Source organism: Mesorhizobium sp. P2_E7 (assembly GCF_056403855.1).
On sequence record NZ_JBFUER010000005.1, the window covers coordinates 349465 to 370385 of the forward strand.

The 20921-nt window shown below is 63.8% G+C and carries 18 protein-coding genes; 7 read left to right on the forward strand and 11 right to left on the reverse strand.

Annotation, left to right across the window (positions count from 1 at the left end):
* Positions 1–23: 23 nt before the first annotated feature.
* The 3 genes from AC1DYC_RS24595 to msuE are packed head-to-tail and all read right to left on the reverse strand — an operon-like array spanning position 24 to position 2882.
* Positions 24–872 carry an ABC transporter permease gene (locus AC1DYC_RS24595; RefSeq protein WP_477410375.1) on the reverse strand — a complete coding sequence of 283 codons (849 nt, stop codon included), beginning with the start codon at positions 870–872 and terminating at the stop codon, positions 24–26.
* A 25-nt stretch (positions 873–897) separates the two neighbouring features.
* Positions 898–2274 (reverse strand): LLM class flavin-dependent oxidoreductase, encoded by a 1377-nt coding sequence (locus AC1DYC_RS24600; protein ID WP_477410376.1) that lies wholly within the window; start codon positions 2272–2274, stop codon positions 898–900.
* Between the two features lie 50 nt (positions 2275–2324).
* A complete protein-coding gene (msuE, locus tag AC1DYC_RS24605) occupies positions 2325–2882 on the reverse strand; it encodes an FMN reductase (protein WP_477410377.1) in 558 nt (185 codons plus the stop codon).
* Positions 2883–3208: 326 nt separating this feature from the next.
* Here msuE and AC1DYC_RS24610 point away from each other — a divergent pair, with 326 nt between their 5' ends.
* Positions 3209–4228 carry an LLM class flavin-dependent oxidoreductase gene (locus AC1DYC_RS24610; protein ID WP_477410378.1) on the forward strand — a complete coding sequence of 340 codons (1020 nt, stop codon included), beginning with the start codon at positions 3209–3211 and terminating at the stop codon, positions 4226–4228.
* A gap of 31 nt (positions 4229–4259) precedes the next feature.
* Here the strand turns inward: AC1DYC_RS24610 and AC1DYC_RS24615 are convergent, their stop codons facing one another.
* The gene (locus tag AC1DYC_RS24615; protein ID WP_477410548.1) at positions 4260–4667 is read right to left on the reverse strand and encodes a Ros/MucR family transcriptional regulator; all 408 of its coding nucleotides are present in this window, start codon (positions 4665–4667) and stop codon (positions 4260–4262) included.
* 330 nt (positions 4668–4997) lie between these two features.
* Between AC1DYC_RS24615 and AC1DYC_RS24620 the strand changes: the two genes are divergently transcribed.
* Both AC1DYC_RS24620 and AC1DYC_RS24625 read left to right on the forward strand, forming a co-directional pair.
* Entirely contained in the window at positions 4998–5867 is an 870-nt protein-coding gene (locus AC1DYC_RS24620; protein ID WP_477410379.1) for a DUF6502 family protein, read from the forward strand.
* Positions 5864–6973 carry a DUF5666 domain-containing protein gene (locus AC1DYC_RS24625; protein ID WP_477410380.1) on the forward strand — a complete coding sequence of 370 codons (1110 nt, stop codon included), beginning with the start codon at positions 5864–5866 and terminating at the stop codon, positions 6971–6973. The genes AC1DYC_RS24620 and AC1DYC_RS24625 overlap by 4 nt, the downstream gene beginning before the upstream one ends.
* Before the next feature lie 33 nt (positions 6974–7006).
* Here the strand turns inward: AC1DYC_RS24625 and AC1DYC_RS24630 are convergent, their stop codons facing one another.
* The 6 genes from AC1DYC_RS24630 to AC1DYC_RS24655 all read right to left on the reverse strand — a co-directional run bounded on the left by AC1DYC_RS24630 (position 7007) and on the right by AC1DYC_RS24655 (position 13843).
* Positions 7007–7852 carry a fumarylacetoacetate hydrolase family protein gene (locus AC1DYC_RS24630; protein ID WP_477410381.1) on the reverse strand — a complete coding sequence of 282 codons (846 nt, stop codon included), beginning with the start codon at positions 7850–7852 and terminating at the stop codon, positions 7007–7009.
* 149 nt (positions 7853–8001) lie between these two features.
* Positions 8002–8733: an SDR family oxidoreductase gene (locus AC1DYC_RS24635; RefSeq protein WP_477410382.1), complete on the reverse strand. Its 732-nt coding sequence runs from the start codon at positions 8731–8733 to the stop codon at positions 8002–8004.
* Between the two features lie 229 nt (positions 8734–8962).
* Positions 8963–9244: a hypothetical protein gene (locus AC1DYC_RS24640; RefSeq protein ID WP_477410383.1), complete on the reverse strand. Its 282-nt coding sequence runs from the start codon at positions 9242–9244 to the stop codon at positions 8963–8965.
* A 45-nt stretch (positions 9245–9289) separates the two neighbouring features.
* Positions 9290–11662: an aldehyde dehydrogenase family protein gene (locus AC1DYC_RS24645; RefSeq protein ID WP_477410384.1), complete on the reverse strand. Its 2373-nt coding sequence runs from the start codon at positions 11660–11662 to the stop codon at positions 9290–9292.
* A 90-nt stretch (positions 11663–11752) separates the two neighbouring features.
* Positions 11753–12802, reverse strand: coding sequence for a deoxyribose-phosphate aldolase (gene deoC, locus AC1DYC_RS24650; protein WP_477410385.1), 1050 nt, complete (start codon positions 12800–12802; stop codon positions 11753–11755).
* A 213-nt stretch (positions 12803–13015) separates the two neighbouring features.
* Positions 13016–13843: a ferredoxin--NADP reductase gene (locus AC1DYC_RS24655; RefSeq protein WP_477410386.1), complete on the reverse strand. Its 828-nt coding sequence runs from the start codon at positions 13841–13843 to the stop codon at positions 13016–13018.
* 221 nt (positions 13844–14064) lie between these two features.
* On the opposite strand from AC1DYC_RS24655, the gene AC1DYC_RS24660 reads away from it, so the two are divergent.
* Both AC1DYC_RS24660 and AC1DYC_RS24665 read left to right on the forward strand, forming a co-directional pair.
* Complete coding sequence (locus tag AC1DYC_RS24660) at positions 14065–16149, forward strand: hydantoinase/oxoprolinase family protein (protein ID WP_477410387.1); 2085 nt, start codon at positions 14065–14067, stop codon at positions 16147–16149.
* A gap of 1 nt (position 16150) precedes the next feature.
* The gene (locus AC1DYC_RS24665) at positions 16151–17836 is read left to right on the forward strand and encodes a hydantoinase B/oxoprolinase family protein (protein WP_477410388.1); all 1686 of its coding nucleotides are present in this window, start codon (positions 16151–16153) and stop codon (positions 17834–17836) included.
* 42 nt (positions 17837–17878) lie between these two features.
* Here AC1DYC_RS24665 and AC1DYC_RS24670 read toward each other — a convergent pair whose 3' ends face one another.
* Complete coding sequence (locus AC1DYC_RS24670) at positions 17879–18772, reverse strand: SGNH/GDSL hydrolase family protein (protein WP_477410389.1); 894 nt, start codon at positions 18770–18772, stop codon at positions 17879–17881.
* Positions 18773–18949: 177 nt separating this feature from the next.
* On the opposite strand from AC1DYC_RS24670, the gene AC1DYC_RS24675 reads away from it, so the two are divergent.
* Together AC1DYC_RS24675 and AC1DYC_RS24680 are read left to right on the forward strand one after the other, a co-directional pair.
* The gene (locus tag AC1DYC_RS24675) at positions 18950–19720 is read left to right on the forward strand and encodes an ABC transporter substrate-binding protein (protein ID WP_477410390.1); all 771 of its coding nucleotides are present in this window, start codon (positions 18950–18952) and stop codon (positions 19718–19720) included.
* Positions 19721–19790: 70 nt separating this feature from the next.
* The gene (locus tag AC1DYC_RS24680; RefSeq protein ID WP_477410391.1) at positions 19791–20906 is read left to right on the forward strand and encodes an aminomethyl transferase family protein; all 1116 of its coding nucleotides are present in this window, start codon (positions 19791–19793) and stop codon (positions 20904–20906) included.
* Positions 20907–20921: the final 15 nt, after the last annotated feature.

The window sequence follows — 20921 nt, forward strand, 5'->3', positions numbered from 1 at the left end:
AGTAGAGGGTGATAGACGGACTGCTAATTGACTGGATTGCTCCAACGGCAGAGCCGCCGCTGGAGCGCAACCAGCGCCTGGTTGGCGATCAAGCCGAGGCCAGCGAGGATGACGATTGCCGCAAACATCAGCGGGATCTGGAAATTGTACTGCGCGTTCATCACCTGGAAGCCGATGCCCTTGTTGGCGCCGATCATCTCGGAAGCGATCAGGAGCAGCAGCGCGGTGGTGGCGCTCAGCCTCAGGCCGACGAAGATCGACGGCACGGCGCCTGGCAGCACGACGCGGCGAAACACGGTGAGCCGGCTCGCGCCATAGACGCGCGCCATCTCGAGCAGCTTGGGATCGACTTCCTTGACGCCGCTGGTGGTATTGAGCAGCAGCGGAAACAGCGTTGCCCAGAAGATGACGAAGATCTTCGAGGTTTCGCCCAGCCCGAGCAGCAGGATGAACACCGGGTAGAGCGCCAAAGCCGAGGTCTGCCGGAACACCTGCAGGATCGGATCGAGCGCTGTTTCGACCGGTCGCACCTGACCCATGAACAGGCCGAGCGGGATGGCGACCGCGACAGCCGCCGCAAAGGCAATGCCGGCGCGCTGCAGGCTGATGGCGATGTCGCCGAGCAGGCTGCCGCCAGCAAGCCCCTTCCAGAGCGCAGCTACGATCATATCGATCGGCGGCAGCACCGCCGCGTTGACCCATCCGACGCTGCTCGCCACCTGCCAGAGCGCCAGGAAACCGACAAGCACGCCGTAGCGCGACAGGAAGCGGACAGCCGCCCTGCCGCCGAGGCGCAGAAAGTCGTCGCCGAGCCCGCTTTCGCTGCGACTGGCGCGGATTGTGATCGGCTGATCGATGTGCTGCAATGTCATCGCGTCATCCCTTCAGCTAGGAGGATCATTCGGCGGCAAGGACGGTCGAGCGGGCGACGGTCCATGGATTTTCCGGGCGCCTGAGGCCGAGATTCTCGCGCAGCGTGCGGCCCTCATAGGCGGTGCGGAACAGGCCGCGCCGCTGCAGTTCGGGAATGACCAGGTCGACGAAATCGTCGAGCGCGCCGGGCAGCCAGGGCGGCAAGATGTTGAAGCCGTCGGCAGCCTCGTTGGTGAACCATTCCTCCAGCTGGTCGGCGACCTGCGTGACGCTGCCGACGATGGTGTAGTGGCCGCGCGCCGTCGCCACCCATTGGTAGAGCTGGCGGATGGTGAAGTTGTGCTCGTCGGCGATCTGCCGGATCAGCGCCTGGCGGCTCTTCATGCCTTCAGTTTCCTTGCTCGGCGGCAGCGGGCCGTCGAGCGGATAACCCCGGATGTCGAGCGTCTGGCCGGCGAGTCCGTTGAGCAAAGCGACGCCATCTTCGGGCAGGATGAGGTCGTTGAGCTGTTGGTATTTGGCACGGGCTTCTTCCTCGGTGCGGCCGACGAAGGGCGCGACGCCCGGCATGATCAGCACCTGGTCGGGATCGCGGCCGACTTGCGCCACGCGAGCCTTGATGTCGCGGTAGAATTCCTGCGCCGTCTCGAGCTTCTGATGGGCGGTGAAGATGACCTCGGCCGAGTGCGCGGCAAGTCCGCGGCCATCTTCCGACTGCCCGGCTTGTACGACAACCGGATGTCCCTGCACCGGGCGCGGCACGTTGAGCGGACCCTTGACGCTGAAATGCTCGCCCTTGTGGTCGATGTCGTGCAGTCTGTCCTTGTCGTAGAACCGGCCCGACTGCTTGTCGCGGATGAAGGCGTCATCCTCCCAGCTGTCCCACAGCGCCTTGACCGTTTCGACATGCTCATGCGCCCGCGCATAGCGCTCGGCGTGGTTGGGCTGGACATCGCGGTTGAAATTGCGTGCGGTCTCGTCGCCGGCCGAGGTCACCACGTTCCAGCCGGCGCGGCCGTTCGACAACAGGTCGAGTGACGCGAATTTGCGCGCCAGCGTATAGGGCTCCTCATAGGTAGTGGAGGCCGTGGCGATGAAGCCGAGATGCGTCGTCAATGGCGCCAGCGCCGCAAACAGCGTCACCGGCTCGAAGCCGGCGATCTTGGCATTGCCGCCTTCGCGGGCGCCGAGACCGACGGTCAGATTGTCAGCCAGGAAGTAGGCGTCGAACAGGCCGCGCTCGGCGGTCAGGGCCAGCTGCTTGTGGAATTCGAAATTGGTGGCGCCGTCGGCCGGCGCATCGGGATGGCGCCAGGCGGCGATGTGTTGTCCGCCGCCGGGCAGGAAGGCGCCGAGCTTGATCTGCCGCGGCTTGCTATCGGACTTGCTGGCTCGGGTCATTGCAGGCGTCCTTCTGGTCTATGCGGGAAGGAATGTTGCGTTGCTGATCTTCAGGCGGCACGGACGACGCTGTAGGGCACGCCGGCCACGCGGCATGCCTCGGCCACGGCCTGCCGGGCTCGCGCCTGGACGGCTTCGGAGACCAGCACGCCATTGGCGAAATCCTTGTCCGAGGCGTAGATCGCGGTCGGCAAGGTCTGCGCCTCGAAGAAACCGAACAGCGGCCGCAACTGATGTTCGACGACAAGCGAATGGCGCTCGCCGCCACCGGTCGCCGCGAGGATGACCGGCTTGCCGCGCAGCGATGACGGGTCGAGCAGGTCAAAGAAATGCTTGAACAGCCCGGTATAGCTGCCCTTGAAGGTCGGTGAACCAACCACCAGCACGTCGGCGGCCAACAGCTGGTCGACAATGGCGCGGGCCGCCGGGTCGAGGTCGTCAAGTTTCTTTGCGAGCGGAAAGGACGGGCCGAGATCCTCGATGTCGAAAACGCCCAAAGCAGCGCCGGCACGGCTCGCCACTTCACCGGCGATGTGGCTGACAAAAGCCTTGGTCTTGGACGGACGGGTCAGGTTGCCAGACAACCCCACCACCAGCTTTCTCGACATTCTTGCGGCTCCTTGCACAATGGTATGTGCATTAAGGCTACCGATTTTGTAGAATTAAATGAGCGAGAAGATTTCAAAACCAGCCCGTCAAGCGAATGGAGTTTGCGGCACATCGCCTTTCCTTGGTTCATTTGGCCCAAAAGCGAACGCGGCAGATCCGGTTCGATGTCCGCGGGCTCCGCCAAACAAACAATCCTGATTGCTTTGATGGGTATCGTCGCGAAACCGTCAAGGGTCGGCGCCATTGACACTGCGTTGCGTCAGATACGATTGAACCCAATCGCACGGGCGACGAAGTAGGGACCTGCAAAGAACAGGATGCGCGCATGAAAAAGATCGGCTTTCTTTCCTTCGGCCATTGGTCGCCCTCGTCGCAATCGCAGACCCGCTCGGCGTCGGATGCGCTTTTGCAGTCGATCGACCTGGCGGTCGCCGCCGAAGAACTGGGTGCTGACGGCGCCTATTTCCGCGTGCATCATTTTGCCCGCCAGCTTGCTTCGCCCTATCCGCTACTGGCCGCGGTCGGCGCCCGCACCAGCCGCATCGAGATCGGCACCGCCGTCATCGACATGCGCTATGAGAATCCGCTGTATATGGCCGAGGATGCGGGTGCTGCCGACCTGATCGCCGGCGGCCGGCTGCAGCTCGGCATCAGCCGCGGCTCGCCAGAGCAGGTGATCGACGGCTGGCGCTACTTCGGCTACGTGCCGCAGGAAGGCCAGAGCGACGCCGACATGGCGCGCAACCATGCCGAGGTTTTCCTGAACGTGCTGCGCGGCGAAGGCTTTGCGCAGCCCAATCCGCGGCCGATGTTTCCCAATCCGCCGGGAATGCTGCGCCTCGAACCGTTCTCGGCCGGCCTGCGCGACCGGATCTGGTGGGGCGCCGCCACCAACGCCACCGCCGAATGGGCGGCCAAGCTCGGCATGAACCTGCAAAGCTCGACGCTGAAGTTCGACGAGAGCGGCCAGCCGCTTCACATCCAGCAGGCCGAACAGATCCGCGCCTTCCGCGCTGCGTGGAAGGAAGCCGGTCATGCGCGCGAGCCGCGCGTGTCGGTCAGCCGCAGCATCTTCGCGCTGGTCGATGACCGTGACCGCGCCTATTTCGGCGGCAATGACAGCGAGGACCACTTTGGTTACATCGAACCCGAGAAGCGCGCCGTTTTCGGTCGCACCTACGCCGCCGAGCCGGATGTGCTGGTCAAGCAGCTGAAAGAGGACGAAGCGATCGCCGAGGCCGACACGCTGCTTCTGACCGTCCCAAACCAGCTCGGCGTGGAGTACAATGCCCACGTCATCGAGGCGATCCTGAAGCACGTCGCGCCGGCTCTCGGCTGGCGCTGACGAGCCCCGCAGCGCGATCTATCTTGCCGATCTATCTCGGCTTCTGGCCGAGACCCATGGACTTGGCCAGCGTCGAGCGCTTTGAGGAATAGTTCGGCGCCGTCATCGGGTACTCGGGAGGCAGGCTCCACTTCGTTCGATATTGATCCGGCGTCAGGCCATAGTGCACGCTGAGATGCCGCTTCAACGATTTGAACGGCTTACCGTCCTCAAGGCAGAAGATGAAATCGGGCGTGATGGATTTCTTGACCGGAACAGCGGCCTTGAGTTCGCTGGCCCGGGGGGCGGGCGACCCATCCGCGAGATGCTTGAGCGAGCTGTAAACCTGGCCAATGAAACCAGGCAGGTCGGCGGCAGGGAGAGAGTTGTTGGCAATATAGGCCGACACAACGCCGGCGGTAACGGACACAATCGGGTCGAGTTCAGTCGTTTGCACCATGGCAACAATCTCTCCGGCAACAGCAAGGTTCGTATGGGGGATTTTTTCAGGAATGGAATCGGCAGAGGTTCTTTGTGGTTTGCCGCCAAGCCTGCCTAGAACAGGCTTTACATAAGTCTTCTTCAAAAACCTCTCCTGTGCCGTGGTTGCAGAGCGCCCCTTGCCATGATTCCACGATGAAATCGAACATGTGGGAAAAATTCACACGTGTCAACTGAGACGCCGGACTCGGGTCGCCCTTGTGGAGACATTTCCCACGCGGTAGGTTCGGCGAGCGTCTTTTGAGGGAGGGACGGTCGATTTCGTGATCAGCTAGTGAAGGACAGGGCGATGGACAGATCAGGGGGGCAAAATCTGGATGGCGCCGGGGTCCAGGGTGCGTTGAACCGGCTGCTTCGTCCGTTGGTGCGGCTGGCGATCCGCTGCGGGGTGACGTTTCCGACCTTCGTCGATCTGCTGCGCCAGCTCTACGTCAATGTCGCCGAGCATGAATTCGCACTGCCCGACAAGCAGCAGACGGACAGCAGGGTCAGCCTGCTGACAGGCGTTCACCGAAAGGAAGTCAGCCGGCTAAGAGGAGCGGGCGCGCCTGTTCGAGTGGTGCCCGAGTCCGTGTCGAGGACCAGCGCCATCGTCGCGCGCTGGCTTGCCGATCCGGCCTTTGTCGATGCCAAAGGGGTGCCGTTGCCTTTGCCGCGCGCGAGCGAGGCCGGAGAGGCTTCCTTTGCCGGCCTGGTGGAGTCGGTGACGCGCGACTTGCGGCCAAGGGCCGTCCTCGACGACTGGCTCGACCGCAAACTCGTCGAGATCGATGAGAAGGACCGTATCGTCCTCCTGGAAAGTGCAATGGTGCCGCGCGAGGACGGCGAGGTCCGGCTCTATTATTTTGCCCGCAATCTCGGCGATCACGCCGCTGCGGCTGTCGAAAACGTCCTCGCCGACAATCCGCCGTTCCTCGAGCGCGCCGTCCATTATGATGGGCTGTCCGAAGAGCTGGCCGGATCGCTGGAGGCCTACAGCCGCAAACTCGCGATCGACATGCTGCTGCACCTGAACAAGCATGCAAACCAGGCTGTCCAGACCGATGCCGGCGGCAACAGCCGGTGGAATTGCGGCGTCTATATCCTCACCGCGGATGGGACGTCGCTGGTTGCCGAAGACGCGCCGCAGCGCAAGGATGACGACGGAGACGCCGCATGAGCCGGAGCCTGACAAGGCGCGGCCTTCTCATGTTGGGAGCCGCCTTGCCGGCGCTGTTGCGCGGCATGGCTGCCGGCGCGGGGGAAGCTTCGAAGGACCAGGGCATCGGCGGCACCGGTTGGACGGCGGGGACCGACAGCGATCAGGGTATTGGCGGCACCGGGATCGTTGGAACCATCCAGCGTTTCGGCAGTATTTTCGTCAACGACGTTCGCGTCGGCTATTCCCCTGACGTGCCGGTATGGATCGACGGCACCCGCGTCACGGCAAGCAGGCTGAAGATAGGGCATGTCGTGCGGGTCGCGGTGATGGTGGTGGGCGGTCGCACGGTCACCCGCGCGATCCACGTGACCAGCGAGGTGGTCGGACCTGTTGATCGCGTGACTGCCGGCTCCTTGTCGATCCTGGGACAACAGGTCGACATTGCTCACCTCCCCAGGCGGTCCAGGATCAGGCCCGGCGATGTCGTCGCCGTCTTCGGCATCCGCCGGCCCGACGGGAAGATCGTCGCCAGCCTGATTGAGGCCAGGCCTGACGAAACGCAGTATCTGGTGCGCGGCCTGGCGATCGCAAAGTCAGGCGCGCTGCTGGTCGGGCGGCTCAAGGTCGGATCGCAATCGTCGAAATTTGCAAACCGGCGCGTCGAAGTGACCCTGGCCAAGGCACCGGACGGATACAAGGTGCTGCATCTGGCGGCGGAAACGCCGATCCCCCACAGCCGCGTCGGCGGCGTCCTTTACGAGACCTTCCTGCAACGTCAGGGGCGACGGCTCAAATCAGGCCTGGGCGTTGCTCTGGACGACCGGACTGACGAACCGAAACCGGCAGGTCTTGTCCGGGCATTCGTCGACGTCCGCTTCGACAGGGAGGGGCATGTTGTCTCGGCATCTCGGCAGGCCGGAAGCGGCCAGTCGCCGGACCAACCCGGCGTACCCGCTCAACGCGCCAGCGGTGATGTCCCGGCCAACGCAGCCACCGGGCCACAGGATGGCGTCGGTGGGCCTGGCGGGACGGGTGGTGTCGGCACACCCGCCGGGCCACCGGGTGGCCCTGGAGCGCCCGGTGGAATGGGTGGCCCCTCGCCCGCCGGCTCGGTCAAGCCGTAGCCGTCGGGCAAGCAGATTTAGGAAAAGAGGCGGCTAGATATCCGCCTTGAAGGTCTGCTTCTGCTGGCCGAGCCCTTCGATGCCGAGTTCCACCACATCGCCGGCCTTCAGGAACACCGGCGGCTTCATGCCGAGGCCAACGCCGGGGGGCGTGCCGGTGGAGATGATGTCGCCGGGGTGCAGCGACATGAACTGGCTGAGATAGGAGACGAGATAGGCGACGCCGTAGACCATGGTCTTGGTCGAGCCGTTCTGCATGGTCTTGCCGTTGACGGTCAGCCACATCTTCAGGTTCTGCGGATCCGGCACCTCGTCCTTGGTGACCAGCCACGGGCCGGTCGGGCCGAACGTGTCGCAGCTCTTGCCCTTGGTCCACTGGCCCTGGCGCTCGGCCTGGAAAGCGCGCTCGGACACGTCATGGGCAACGGCATAGCCGGCGACATAATCCAGCGCCTCGGCCTCGCTGACATATTTCGCCGTTTTGCCGATGATCACGGCGAGCTCGACCTCCCAGTCGGTCTTTTCCGAGCCGCGCGGGATCAGCACGTCGTCGTCCGGGCCGACAATGGCCGAGCTGGCCTTCATGAAGATGATCGGCTCCGGCGGCACGGTGGCGCCGGTTTCGGCGGCGTGGTCGGAATAGTTCAGCCCGATGCAGATGAATTTACCCGTGCCGGCAACGCAGGCGCCGAGCCGCGGCTTGCCGGACACCGCCGGCAGCGACTTCGGATCGAGCTTCGACAACGTCTCGAGCGACGCCGGATCGAGCGCCTTGCCGGCAATGTCGGAGACATGACCTGAAAGATCGCGGATCGTTCCATCCGCATCGAGCAGACCGGGGCGTTCGTTCCCTGTCTCGCCATAGCGCAGCAGTTTCATCTTGCTCTCCAAATTGCGGCCCAAGGCCGTTTTCAAACTCACTCAGCCAAAGCGACGAGGGATCGGGGCGGACTCTGGCTATCGGATCCGACCTAGGGCAAGCCGGACTTTAGGACTGCTCTATCCCGGATCGTCGGATCGAGAATTGCTCAGATCGACCAGCCACCGTCGATATTGTAGGCCTGCCCCGACGTGTAGGTGGCGCCGGCGAGATAGACGGCCAGGTCGGCGATTTCCTCGGGCGTGCCGAGACGGCCCATTGGCTGACGGGCGATGAAGGCGGCGCGGGCGGCCTCATAATCGCCCTGCGCGTGCATGCGATCCTGCAGCGACGGGCTTTCGACGGTGCCGGGGCAGATGGCGTTGCAGCGAATGCCCTTGGCGACATAGTCGGCGGCGATCGCCTTGGTCAGGCCGATCACGGCCGCCTTGGTGACGCCATAGGCGAAGCGGTTGGGCACGCCCTTGCCGGCGCCGGCGACGGAGGACATGTTGATGATCGAGCCGTCGCCGCGCTCCAGCATGCCGGGCAGCACAGCGCGAATGGTACGGATCATGGCGCGGACGTTGAGGTTGAAGGCGAAATCGAGATCGGCATCCTTCATCTCGAGGATCGAGCCGGAATGGACGAAGCCGGCGCAGTTGAACAGCACGTCGACGCGGCCGATTTCGGCAAAGCCCGATGTCACGGCATCATCATTGAGCACATCGAGCTTGCGGGTCTTGATGCCGGATGACTTGGCGAGTTCGGCCAGCATCGCCTCGTTGATGTCGGTGGCATGGACGACGGCGCCTGCCTTGGCGAAGGCCAGCGCGCTCGCCTTGCCGATGCCTTGCGCCGCCGCCGTGACGACAACGACCTTGCCTGCCAGATCCGCCATGCTTTTCTCCTCGGCCCTTGTGCCGCTTTCCCAGGGTTCAGCCCGATTTACTGACGGCCGACCAAGGCGTCCTGTGCCAGACAGGCGCGACTATGCGGCCTGCACGATCCATCAGTTAACGAATAATATATGTTTTTTCTGGTTAAAGAACATGCGTCCGGGCGTCAAGCCCGAACGTGATCACCTTCGCGGCAGTGTGGTGCAAAACAGCCCGCGGCTATTTGGGTCCTTACAGTTCGTCGTCATTGTCGTCCCGGATGACGCCGCCTAGCTGACCCTGCAATTGCCTCAGCACTCGCACAACCATCTCGTCCTGATGAAAGTGGCGGCCGCTCATATCCGCCTGGATACAGGAGGATCCATCGCAGCTGGCTGCGACACTGAAGTAGGCGACTGGGTCTTGGTCGCCTGCATTCAGCAACCACGGGTCGATCCGATCCGGAAGCAGCTTCGACAGCTCGCTTCGAACAAGCGACACGTCGCCAAGCCCCTCAAGAAAATAGCTCTTCACCTATCCCTCTCACTCTGGAGGATACCGAGGCTACGAGTTCACAGCCTAGTCGCCGTAAGGCACCCAGACGTTCTTGACCTCGACGGCACGACGCAGCAAGGCGTCGCCGGCGGTTTCGTCGGACGTCCAGTCAAGGCTGCGGCCATTGCCGGTCCAGACGCGCTTGAGGTTGCCGATGGAATCGGCCTCCGCCTTGGCGCAGGTCTCGGCATCGGCGAACAGCCAGAGCCCGTCGACATCGTCATGCTTGGCCAGAACGCCGGCCAGCTCGGCCGTGCGGCCGGTGACGATGTTGATGGCCCCGGCCGGAACGTCGGAATATTCGATCACCTGGTAGAGATCGGTGGCAAGCAACGGATAGCGCTCGGACGGCACGGCGACCACGGTGTTGCCCATGGCCAGCGCCGGCGCCACCAGCGAGATCAGGCCGAGCAGCGGCGCGCTGTCGGGTGCGACGATGCCGAGGACGCCGACCGGCTCGTGCAGAGCGAGCGTGACGGCGCGGGCCGGCGGCTGATGCACCCTGCCCTCGAACTTGTCGGCAAGGCCGGCATAGAGGAACAGCCGCTCGATGGCCTGTTCCACTTCTTCCCGGGCGGCCTTGGCATTGGCGCCGGTGAGTTCGGTCAGGCGCGCGGCGAACTCGCCGGCACGACCGGACAGATTTTCGGCCAGGTAGTAAAGCACCTGGGAACGGTTGTAGGCGGTCGCCTCCGGCCAGGCCTTGCAGGCGCGGGCGGCGGCAACGGCGTCACGGATATCCTTGCGGCTGCCGAGGCCGACTTCGCCGGCAAGCTTGCCCTTGGCGGTGGCAACGCTGAGCGAATAATTGCCGTCCGGCCGGACCTGCTTGCCGCCGATGAACAGCTTTGCCGTGCGGTCGATGGCGCCGCCATCCGCCTGCTCGACCGGCTGCGCCGAAGATGTCGCCGGGTTGATCACCGGACCAAGCGGCAGTTTGACGGAGAGATATTCGAACATGCCCTCGCGGCCGCCTTCGCGACCAAAACCGCTTTCACGGTAGCCTCCGAAGCCACAAGCGGCGTCGAACATGTTGGTGCCGTTGACCCAGACGACGCCGGCCTTCAGCTGCGGCGCGACATGCAGAGCGAGGTTGATGTTTTCGCTCCACACCGAGGCGGCGAGCCCATAACGCGTGTTGTTGGCAAGCTCGATCGCTTCCTCGGTGTTGCGGAAGGTCATGGTGGCCAGAACCGGGCCGAACACCTCTTCCTGCGCCAATATATTAGCCGGCGCAACACCGGTCGCGAGCGTCGGCAGATGGTAGTAGCCGGAAGACGGCAGCGCGGCATCCGGCTGCCAGCAGACGGCGCCCTGGTTGGCGCCCTCGGCGACCAGGCCTTTGACGCGGTCGAGCTGCGTGGCGTCGACCAGCGGGCCGATGTCGGTGTTCTTGTCGAGCGGGCTGCCGACGCGCAGCCGGCTCATCCTGACCTTGACCTTGGCGATCAAAGCTTCGGCAATGCCTTCCTGCACCAGAAGTCGCGACCCGGCGCAGCAGACCTGGCCCTGGTTGAACCAGATGCCGTCGACCAGACCTTCGACCGCGCTGTCGAGATCGGCGTCCTCGAAGACGATGAAGGCCGATTTGCCGCCAAGCTCCAGTGATATTTTTTTCCCGGAGCCGGCCGTGGCTTTGCGAATCATCTTGCCGACTTCGGAGGAGCCGGTGAAGGCGATCTTCTGGATGCCGGGATGGTTGACGATGGCGACGCCGGCTTCCGGTCCGCCCTGGACGATATTGACGACGCCTTTCGGCACGCCGGCGCGCTCGCAAATTTCAGCAAACAGAATGGCGGTGAGCGGGGTGAATTCGGCCGGCTTCAGCACCACCGTGCAGCCGGCGGCAAGCGCCGGCGCGATCTTCCACGCCAGCATCAAGAGCGGAAAATTCCAAGGAATGATCTGGCCGACGACGCCGACGCCCTTGTGGCCGGGGAAATCCTTGTCCAGAGCTTGCGCCCAGCCGGCGTGGTGAATGAAGTGGCGGATGGCCAGCGGCACGTCGATGTCGCGGCTTTCGCGGATCGGCTTGCCGTTGTCGATTGTCTCAAGCACCGCGAACAGGCGCTGATGACGCTGCATGGCGCGGCCGATGGCGTAGAGCACTTTAGCGCGCTGGTAGCCGGAAGAAGCCGACCATTTCGGCAAGGCCTTGGTGGCTGCGGCAACGGCCGCGTCAATATCGGCGGCGCCGGCATCGGAGATCTTGGCCAGCAGCTTGCCGGAGGACGGCTCGCTGGTGTCAAAAGTCTTGCCGCTCGCAGCCGCCTTCCAGGCACCGTCGATGAACAGCGCCTTGCCGAAATCGCGCACCGCGAGCCATGCATCGGCCTCATTGCGGGCTTCCGGCGCCGGACCGTATTCCATGGCGTGATAGCGTTCGAGGATGTTCATGGCGCGCTCCAGGTAGTTGTCTCGGAAGGCATTCCTTCGCGCCCCCCTCTGTCCTGCCGGACATCTCCCCCACGAGGGGGAGATCGGCCTTCACGCCATGGCGTGGCGGTGATTGGCCGAATAATGCCCGGTCAGATGATGCTCGAGCTGACGCTCAATGTCGGTCAACAGGCTCGAGGCGCCGAAGCGGAACAGATCCGGCTCCAGCCACGGCCGTCCGAGCTCTTCCTTCATCAGCACCAGCCAGTCGAGCGAAGCCTTGGCGGTGGAAATGCCGCCGGCCGGCTTGAAGCCGATGAGAAAGCCGGTCTCTTCGAAATAGGCCCTGATGGCGCGCACCATGGCCAGCCCAACGGGCAGCGTGGCGTTGACGCTTTCCTTGCCGGTCGAGGTCTTGATGAAATCGGCGCCCGCCATCATTGCCACCATCGAAGCCAGCATGACATTGCGCAGCGTGGCAAGGTCGCCGGTGCCCAGAATGACCTTCAAATGCGCATCGCCGCAGGCTTCGCGCATCGAGACGATCTCGTTGTAAAGCTCCTGCCATTTGGCGCCGAAGACCAGGCCGCGCGGGATGACGACGTCGATCTCGTCGGCGCCGTCGCGCACCGAAGCCTCGATCTCCTGCAGGCGCGTCGACAGCGGTGCGAGGCCGTGCGGGAAGGCGGTGGAGACGGCGGCGACATGGATGCCGGTGCCGCGCACCGCGTCAACAGCCGTCGCGACAAAGGGGTGGTAGACGCAGACCGCCGCCGGGCGGATCTTTTCGCCTTCAATGCCGAGGCCCTCGACGATATCGCGGCGGAACGGGTTGATCGCCTTGGCGCACAGACGGCGCACGCGCTCTTCAGTGTCGTTGGAGTTCAGCGTCGTCAGGTCCATGCAGGAGACGGCGCGCAACAGCCATGCCGCCTGGTTGTCGGCCTTGATCGAGCGCCTTTTGGTCAGGCTGGCGACGCGGCGCTCCAGCGCCGAGCGGTTGACACTGCGCACCGATTCCATGAAGCCGAGATCGAGCCGCATGCCGGTGTTGCGGGCAATGCCATGGGTTTGCGGCACGGGCGTGTTGGCGGCGGCGCGCGCGGGTAGCGGCGTAACCTTGGACGCGCCGAGATCGGCTTCGCGGATTGTGCTGCTCATCTCCTGCCCTTTCGCTCGACGATATTACGCCGTGGTGCGTGTCGTTCCTCCGAACCTAGGGTTCGGGGCAACACGCACCGAAGATAGCCCGTGAAGCATCGCTTCACGAGTCCTTCAAACGGTCATAGCGGAAAAAGCCGGCGAAAGCAGCTGAATTTTGACCGCATGGTCAAAAGTCGATGCGAAAGAGTGGCACCGAGGCGCCGGCCGTTCTCAGCCGACGAAAGCGCGCTCGACGACGAAAGTCGAGGGATGGCTGAGCGAACCTTCGTGGAAGCCGAGGCTTTCGGCCAGCTCCTTGACGTCCTTCAGCATATGCATCGAGCCGCAGATCATGATGCGGTCCGTCTCCGGATTGAGCTTCTCGATGCCGAGATCGCTGTAGAACTTGCCGGAGCCGATCAGCGCGGTGATGCGGCCCATGCGGGCCGATTCTTCGCGGGTGGTCGAATTGTAGAGGGTGACACGACCGGTGGTCAGTTCGCCGATCAGCGGATCGCTTTCGAGCGCCGACACCAGCTCCTGGCCATAGACCAGTTCGGCATTGTCGCGGCAGGTGTGGGTCAGGATGAGCTGGTCGAACTTCTCATAGGTGTCGGGGTCGCGCAGCAGGCTGGCGAAGGGAGCAATGCCGGTGCCGGTCGAGATCATGAACAGGCGCTTGGCCGGGGTCAGCGCATCGACGACCAGCGTGCCGGTCGACTTCTGGCGCATGATGACGGTGTCGCCGACCTGGATCTTCTGCAGTTCGGAGGTCAGCGGGCCTTCCGGCACCTTGATCGAGAAGAATTCCAGCTCTTCGTCCCAGGCCGGACTCGCCACCGAATAGGCGCGGTAGACCGGCTTTTCGGCATTGGGCAGGCCGATCATGACGAACTCGCCGGAGCGGAAGCGCAGCGACTGCGGACGGGTGATGCGAAACGAGAACAGGCGGTCGGTGTAGTGCTTCACCGACACCACGGTTTCGGCATAGACATTGGCCGGAATCGGGAACTGCAGCGGACGGGCGCCGGCGGTGTTGAATGCGGATGTGGTGTTCATCAAATCCAACTCTGTCTTGCCCGTCACGTATGCGGGCGCCAAACCATTTCCTGCGCGCCCGGACCATTCAGGTCCCGGCGTGCCGTTCACACACTCCAAAGCGGTAAGCTCTTGTGTCCGAAATTTATTAGTATACAAACGATATTTGTGTCAAGATACCGCGCTAAAACAGCTTTCCAAACTGCGGCACATTCGTAGTCCTGTCATTTCGGGTTTCGACAATGAAAGAGAATTTTTCGGTGCAACAGCCGGATTCCCTGGGTAACGTCGTTGCCGGCATCGATGTCGGCGGAACGTTTACCGACCTCATTTTGATCGACGGAAAAGACGGCGGAAAGGTGCATATCGCCAAGACGCCGACCACGGTCGACAACCAGGCTTTCGGCGTGGTTTCAGCGCTTGGCGCCACCGGCTTTGCCATCGACGGCATCGACCTTATCGTGCACGGCACGACCACCACCACCAATGCGGTGCTGGAACGCCGGCTGGCGAAAACCGGCATGATCACCACAAGGGGATTTCGCGACGTGATCGAGCTTGGCCGCCGCACACGGCCACAGCCCTACGGCATGACCGGCACGTTCGTGCCGATCATCCCGCGCGATCTCCGGCTCGAAGTGTCGGAGCGCGTCGAGGCCTCGGGCGCTGTACGCACGCCGCTCGACGAGGCCGAGATGCGCGACGCCGTGAAGGCGCTGATCGCGGCAGGCTGCGAATCCCTGGTTATCCACTTCCTGCACTCCTACGCCAACCCCGGGCATGAGCGGCGCGCCGCCGAGATTGCCGCCGATCTCTGGCCGAACGGCTACATCACCACTGGCCACGCGCTGTTGTCGGAAGCGCGTGAATTCGAGCGCGGTGTGACCGCCGCGGTCAACGCCTCGGTACAGCCGATCCTCGAGCGCTATGTCGAGCGGCTGCGCAAGGAACTGGCGGCCAAAGGTTACGCCCGCGACTTCCTGATCATGAACGGCAATGGCGGCATGATCTCGGCCCGCTTCGTCACTCGCGAATCGGCCAAGACCGTGATGTCGGGCCCTGCGTCAGGGGTCATCGCGGCCGCCTATACCGGCAAGCGCGCCGGCTTCGAAAACCTCGTCACCTACGACATGGGCGGCACCTCGACCGACGTGGCGCTGATCCGCAACGCCGAGCCCGCCGTCTCGAACGAAATCGAGATCGAATATGCGATGCCGATTCACGTGCCGATGGTGGCGGTGCACACCGTCGGCGCCGGCGGCGGCTCGATCGCCCGCGTCGATGCGGCTGGGCTGATCCAGATCGGCCCGGAAAGTGCCGGTGCCAATCCCGGCCCGATCTGCTATGGCCGCGGCGGACTGGAGCCGACCATCACCGATGCCAATCTGGTGCTTGGACGGCTGGCGCCGAAGAAACTGCTGGCGGTTGAAAACCCGGTCACGGTCGAGCGCGTCACCGGGATCTTCGAAGAAAAAATCGGCAAGGCCACCGGGCTCTCCGGCGTCGAGGCGGCGGGCGCAATCCTGCGGCTCGGCAACATGAAGATGGCCGGCGCCATCCGCATGGTTTCGGTGTCGCGCGGCCACGATCCACGCGATTTCGCGCTGTTTGCCTTTGGCGGCGCCGGGCCGCTGCACGCCTCCGCGCTGGCGCGCGAACTCGGTCTGCCCCGCGTGCTGGTGCCGGCGCGTCCGGGCATCACCAACGCGCTCGGCTGCGTCGTCGCCGATCTGCGCCACGACTTCGTCAACACCATCAACCAGCCGGTCGCCGTGCTCGATGAAGCCAGGCTTCGCGAAGTGCTGGAACGGCACCGCAGCGAAGGCGAGGAACTGATCGGCAAGGAAGCAGTGAAGCCGGAGACGATCCGCGTCACCCATTCCGCCGACATGCAGTTCGTCGGCCAGACCCACATCATCAACGTGGCGCTGCCGTCGTCGTCGGTGACACGGCAAGAGCTGCAGGCACTGTTCGAAAAGGCCTATTTCGCCCGCTTCAAGGTTGAACTGCCGGAGATCCGCGCCAATCTCGTCAATCTCAACACCTCGGTGACGGGCGTGCGGCCCGCAATCGATCTGTCACGCCTGATCGACCCGGCGGGGCGCGCCAGGACGCTTGGCGAGGCGCTGCGCGAGACAAGGCCTGTCTGGTATGCCGGGCGCTGGCACGACACGCCTATCTACGCACGCGAAAAGCTGCCGCTCGATGCCGTCATCGAGGGACCGGCGATCCTCGAACAGATGGACGCCACCACCGTGCTTGAACCCGGCGACCGCGCACGATCGGACGCCGATGGCAACATCATCATCGACATCGGCGAGGCCTGAGATGCAAAAGCTCGACGCCATCACGCTTTCCGTCCTCCAGGCAGCCCTACAGCAGGTCTGCGACGAGATGGACCTGACCTTTTCGCGCGCCGCCTTCTCGCCTGTCATTGCCGAGGCCAATGACCGCTCCGACGGCATCTATTCCGCCGTCGACGGATCGCTGATCGCGCAAGGCAGCCAGGGTCTGCCGGTGTTTGTCGGCGTCATGCAGTATTCAACCAAAACGGTGATCGAGATGATTGCCGACGGCCGCTGCCTGGCGCCGGAGCCGGGCGACATCTACATCGTCAACGATCCCTATCTCGGCGGCACGCATCTGATGGATGTCCGCTTTGCCATGCCGGTCTATCGCGACGGCAAGATATTTTGCTGGCTATCGAACACAGGGCACTGGCCCGACATCGGTGGCTCGGTGCCGGGTGGGTTCTCTGCGTCCGCCACCGCCGTCGAACAGGAAGGGCTGCGGCTGCCGCCGGTCAAGCTGTTCAAGAAGGGCGTGCTCGACACCGAAATCTACGCCATCATCTGTTCCAACATTCGCGTCGCCGACCAGCGTATCGGCGATATCCGAGCACAGGCGGCCGCACTGCTGATCGGCCAGGACCGACTCAACGGAATCCTCGATCGTTACGGCGACGAAACTGTCGTCGAGGCGATCGCCGAGCTGCGCCGCCGCGCCGCCGAACAGATGCGCGCCAACATTGCCGCCATTCCCGACGGCACCTACCGCTCGACGGCCTTTGTCGATTCCGACGGGGTGGTCAACGAGCCGCTGACCATCGCACTTGCGGTGGAGAAGAAGGGCGACACGCTGACCTTCGATTTCGCCGGCTCATCAAAGCCCTGCGCCGGACCGATGAACAGCGTGCTGGCGACGACGCTGTCGTCGGTCTATCTCGCCATGCGCCATATTTTCCCTGATGTGCCGATCAGCGCCGGGGCTTTCGAGCCACTGATCGTCAAGCGGCCGGAAGGCACCTTCCTCGACGCGAAATATCCACGCCCGGTGTCAGGCTGTGCGGCGGAAGTCTCGCAGCGTATCGCCGAAGCCGTGTTCGCGGCGATGGTGCAGGCTCTGCCGGAGAAGGTGACGGCGGCGCCCGCAGGCTCGAGCGGCAATTTCGCGCTGGGCGGCAACGACCCGGCGCGCGGCCGCGACTATGTGATGTACCAGATCTCCGGCGGCGGCTATGGCGGCAATTCCGGCCATGACGGGCTGACCAATGGCTGCTCGACCATCGGCATTTCGAAATCGCCGCCGGTCGAGATCATGGAGCAGGCCTTTCCCGTGCTCTACCGCCACTACGCCTTGCGCGAAGGCTCCGGCGGCGCCGGCAAGCAGCGCGGCGGCTTTGGCCTCGCCTATGAGGTCGAGATCCTGCGCGGCGAGGCGCGCGCGTCCTTCGTCATGGACCATGGCCGCTTCGGCCCGCAAGGTGCGCTCGGCGGCAAGGACGGCGCCCCCAACACGGTGACCGTGTTCCGCGGCGGCGAGGAACATGTGCCGCCGCACCTCTCCAAGGAACAGGACATCGCGCTCAAGGCCGGCGACCGTGTGCGCGTCGGCACGCCGGGCGGCGGCGGCTATGGCGATCCCTCCCAGCGCGATCCAAAACTGGTCGCCGAGGACGTCAGGCTTGGCTACTACACGGCAGAGCAAGCCAAGGACCTGTTCGAGGCCAAATGAGCTCCACGGCCTGGCGCCGTCGAGAGCTCGCGCATCCAATCATCAAGTCTGCAGCTTGGCCTTCAACGCGTCGGCGAATTTCTGCGCGATCTTCTTGAACCCGGCCGGGTCGGGATGCAGCTCATTGGCCCAGTCGGCCGGTTTCAGCGTGCCTTGCGTGTCGATCAGGTGGAAATTGTTGGCGGGCACGTCGGCCAGACGCTTCACCACGTCGCGGAACGCCGCCAGCGTGTCGTGAACGATGACCGTGCCCTTGGCCACCGACCAGTTGCAGAAATCGAGCGACGGTTTCAGCCACGGGCCGACGCAGGACGGATGCGCGCCGTTCGGGATCGGAAAATCATAGCAATGGCCGAAGATCGGCACGCCGGGTGCGACCCGGTCGCGCAGCGCGAACAGGTCGAGATAGCAGGCCTCGACCATGCCGAGCGCCTTGGTGAAGCGGTCCTTGTTCAGCCCGGCGGCATGGCCGTCGTTGAAGTCGAGGAAGATGCAGAACTGGTCGCCGGCAATGTCGTTGCCGCCGGCCGAGAACAGGATGGCGTCGGGCTTGCCGTCCAGCCAGTTCGCCTTGTTGCGTAAGGCTGAAATCATGCGTTGCTGCTTGGGCAGCGACATCTCGTCGGTCGCCGCATCGCCATGATGGGCGAGGTTGAGGATGGTCGGCGGCATCGGGCCGATCCGGCGCAGCTGCGCGATCACGTCGGTGTCGACGAAGGGAAACCCGTTGCCGGTCAGCGGATAGTCGAACCAGGAATCGCCCTGTGCCAGCATCACCAGCGGACGGTTGGCGACCGCCGCTTCAAGATTGCCCGCACTTTCCCTTGCGGTTTCCAGCCGCTCGATGTTGGCCTGGTGGGCCTTGATGCGCTTGGCGATGTCGTCGTCGATGCGCCGTTGCGCGGCTTCCTGCACGAATTCCTGCTGGCCGTCCATCAAGGTCCTCCCGAAACCGTCTGCGACGAGCTTAACATCCGCCAATGCGTCTGATCGATCTGTAATTTAGCTCACGTTGAGATTAGCCGCGCCGTGATCGCCGCAGAGCATGTCGTTTCCGTCTCCGCCGTGCCGCTCAAAGACAATAGACTTCTGGCATCAACGGGGAACCAGAACATGCGTCTTTTCGGTCGTTTCGTGCTTGCCGCTTCCGCCGCTCTGCTGCTTGCCACAGGTGCTGCCTCTGCCGAGAAACTCAGGATCGGCACCGAGGGCGCCTATCCGCCCTTCAACTATGCCAATTCGGACGGTACGCTGGGCGGGTTCGACATCGACCTCGGCAAAGCGCTGTGCGCCGAGATGAAGGCCGAGTGCGAATTCTCCGTGCAGGATTTCGATGGTTCGATACCGGCGCTGCAGGCCGGCAAGTTCGATGCCATCATCAACATCACCATCACGCCCGAGCGCGCCGAAAAGGTGGAGTTCACGCATAAATATTATCAGACGCCGCCAGCCATCGCCGTGCCGAAGGATTCGACCATTGCCGGAACGTCGCCGGACGATCTGAAGGGCAAGGTGCTGGGCGTGCAGAGCGCGACCATCCACCAGAATTTCGCCGAGACGAAATATTCGGGCTCGACCGTGAAGGCCTATCCGACCGGCGACGACGCCCGCACCGACATGGCCAATGGCCGCCTCGATGCGATGATGGACGGCTCGATCATCCTGACCGAGTGGCTGAAGAAGCCCGACGGCGCTTGCTGCAAATTGCTCGGCACGCTGACGGCAGACCCGGCCATTCACGGACCCGGCGTCGGCATCGCGCTGCAGAAAGGCAACAAGGAACTGGCCGACAAGTTCAATGCCGCCATCGACGCCCTGCGTGCCAATGGCAAGTACAAGGAAATCAACGACAAATACTTCTCGTTCGACGTCTACGGAAGTTAATTTCCTCCCAAGCCTGACCTCGGCAGCGCCGTCCGGCGCTGCCGTTTTTCTTTGATGACGGAGAAGTTTCTTGGTTGAGCGGCGCTCCCCTTTCTACAACAGCATCGTTGGGCTCGGCGCCACGATGGGCCGGGTCGGCGGCAATTTCGTTTCGGCCAAATATTATTCCGGCATTGCCGACGAGCACCTGAACACCCGCAAGAATGTCGGCGTGCAGGACCTCAGCACCATGGGCAAGATGGACATCAAGGGGCCGGAAGCCGAGGCGCTGGTCAACCACGTCATCGTGAATGATGCGGCTGCGATGAAGCCGGGACAGGTGCGTTATTCCACCGTCTGCCGCGAGGATGGCGGCATCATGGATGATCTCACCGTGTTCCGGTTGGGGCCGGAGCATTTCATGCTGGTGACCGGTTCGGTCAACCGGCTGAAGATGCTGCCCTGGCTGCAGCAGCATGCGCAGGGTCGCAAGGCCTATGTCACCGACATCACCGCGGCCGTCGCCTTCCCGACCATACAGGGGCCGCGTTCGCGCGCGCTGCTCAAGGCGCTGGTGTCGGACGCCGATCTGGACGGGCTGAAGCGCTGGGCGTTCACCGCAGGGCGGATCGGCGAGACCAAGGTGCTGATCTCGCGCACCGGCGTGACCGGCGAGCTCGGCTTCGAGCTGTTCGTGCCGGCCGACGAGGCGACTTCCGTCTGGGATGCGCTGATGCGGACCGGCGCCGATTTTGGCTTGAAGCCATACGGCGTGCTGGCGATGTTCACGCTCGGCCTGGAAAAGGCCTATCCGGCGCATGGCATCGACATGGACGAGAGCCGCACGCCGTTCCATGTCGGCCTCGACCGCTGGATCAAATTCGACAAGGGCGATTTCATTGGCCGCGAGGCGCTGCTCAAGGTGCGCGACAAGGGGCTCGACGAGCGCTGGGCCGGATTGATCCTCGACGGCGACAGACCGGCCGCGACGGATGCCAGGGTTTTCGCCGATGGCGAGGATGCCGGCGTCGTCACCTACAGCGATCACGGCTATTCCTTAGGCAAGGTGCTGGCGACGGCACATTTGCGGCTGCCGTTCACCGCCATCGGCACGGAACTCAGCATCGACATTGACGGCAGGCTGACCCGCGCGGTGGTGGCGCCGATGCCATTCTTCGATCCCGAAGGCGCTCGGCTGCGGGCCTGAAATTTCTTTGTTTGA